Origin of the sequence: Sulfurovum sp. (genome assembly GCF_041551015.1) — a bacterium.
Taxonomy (GTDB): domain Bacteria; phylum Campylobacterota; class Campylobacteria; order Campylobacterales; family Sulfurovaceae; genus Sulfurovum.
On record NZ_JBFENQ010000212.1, the window covers coordinates 1 to 1,714 of the forward strand.

Sequence of the window (1,714 nt, forward strand, 5' to 3'; positions counted from 1 at the left end):
AGGAGACTTGAACTCCTGTAACATGGATGAAAACCATGGATCCTAACCGCTAGACGATGGGGCCATCTGTAACTTGTGGATGGGATTATATATATAGGGTGCTTAAAAATCTCTTAAATAGTGTATAATTTATCTAAAAAAATGGAAAAATAAATGAATTTTAAAAGAACAGTTTCGATTTTTATGATTGGTTTTTTTTTGAGTGCTTGTACACCTAAAGAGTATGTCAAACAAAATTCTGCATACATTATGTTTAAAACACCGACATTCAAATATGCAGATATGGGGTTTATCTATGAGAATGAAGAAGAGATAAAAGTAGAAATTTACGGCAGTGGACAGGCCTTGATGTCTTTAGAGATATCTGAGACTTCTGTGTGCATGAGTTTGTTGGAGTGTATGGGTAAAAGTGCGTTCAATAGAGAAGTTTTAAATAGTCTGTATCCAGAGGATATACTGGAAAATATATTTAGAGAGAAACCTTTGTTTAATGGTATTGGATTAGAAAAAAATGGTACCGGGTTTACACAGAAGATAGTAAAAAAAGATAAATATAACATCGATTATAGTGTTTTAAAGAACGAAATTATTTTCCGTGATACAATCAATACTATACTTATAAAAGTCAAAAAACAATACTAAGGTTAGAAGATGGCAAAATTTGTCGGAGCACATGTAAGTGCAAGCGGAGGTGTAGATAATGCACCATTGAATGCTATGGCTATAGGAGCAAAAGCATTCGCACTTTTTACGAAAAATCAAAGACAGTGGGTTGCCAAACCTTTAGAGACAAAAACCATAGATGCGTTTCATCAAAATCTTGATGCCTCAGGCATCTTACCTAAACACATTTTACCCCATGACTCTTACCTCATAAATCTTGGTCATCCTGAAGTAGAAAAACTTGAAAAATCACGAGATGCGTTTATAGATGAACTGGAACGTTGCCGTATCTTAGGTCTTGATAGACTTAATTTCCACCCAGGGTCTCATTTGACAAAGATCTCTAAAAAAGATTCGGAATATCATGATAAGTTAATGGAAGTAGAGTTGGGTTGCCTTGATATCATAGCAGAGTCATTAAATAGAGCCATAGAAACTACCTCAGATTCAAATGTGAAACTTGTGATTGAAAATACAGCAGGGCAAGGGAGCAACCTTGGGTATAAATTTGAACATTTGGCACATATCATAGATAAGGTAGAAGATAAAAGTCGCGTAGGCGTTTGCATCGATACCTGTCATATGTTTACAGCAGGGTATGATATCCGTACCAGAGAAGCTTATGATGAAACATGGAACAGTTTTGATAAAATAGTTGGGAAAGAGTACTTGATGGGAATGCACATTAATGATTCTAAGCCACCTTTAGGTTCTCGTGTGGACAGACATCACTCATTAGGTCAGGGAGAGATCGGATGGGATGCTTTTAAATTTATAATGAATGACTCACGTATGGATGACATACCTCTTGTATTGGAAACAATTGATGAGTCTATCTGGGCAGAGGAGATTAGAGCATTGTATGCTTTGATTGAGTAACTGAGTCAAGGACGAAGCTTTAGTGAGAGGCACCCCAAGGGTATTTCCTGCGGGCAATGGAAGTGTGGTTTTGCTGCACTTCAAGGAGAGAGTTAATAAAAAAAGGGAGAAGAATAATGGAGAAAATGGTAAAAGGTTTAACACTTAGTGCGATAGCAAGTTCAGTGGTTAT

General features: G+C 36.3%; 2 protein-coding genes. Both read left to right on the top strand.

Annotation, left to right across the window (positions count from 1 at the left end):
* Nucleotides 1–153 precede the first annotated feature (153 nt).
* Nucleotides 154–642, top strand: a complete 489-nt coding sequence (locus ABZC96_RS09905) for a hypothetical protein (protein WP_373030834.1) — start codon at nucleotides 154–156, stop codon at nucleotides 640–642.
* A 9-nt stretch (nucleotides 643–651) separates the two neighbouring features.
* On the top strand, nucleotides 652–1,542 hold the full coding sequence (gene nfo / locus ABZC96_RS09910) for a deoxyribonuclease IV (protein ID WP_373030835.1): 891 nt from the start codon (nucleotides 652–654) through the stop codon (nucleotides 1,540–1,542).
* The last annotated feature ends 172 nt before the right edge of the window (nucleotides 1,543–1,714 follow it).

Coding starts and splice junctions, on each gene's coding strand:
- ABZC96_RS09905 (WP_373030834.1), top strand. CDS start 154: ATGAATTTTAAAAGAACAGTTTCGATTTTTATGATTGGTTTTTTTTTG.
- nfo (WP_373030835.1), top strand. CDS start 652: ATGGCAAAATTTGTCGGAGCACATGTAAGTGCAAGCGGAGGTGTAGAT.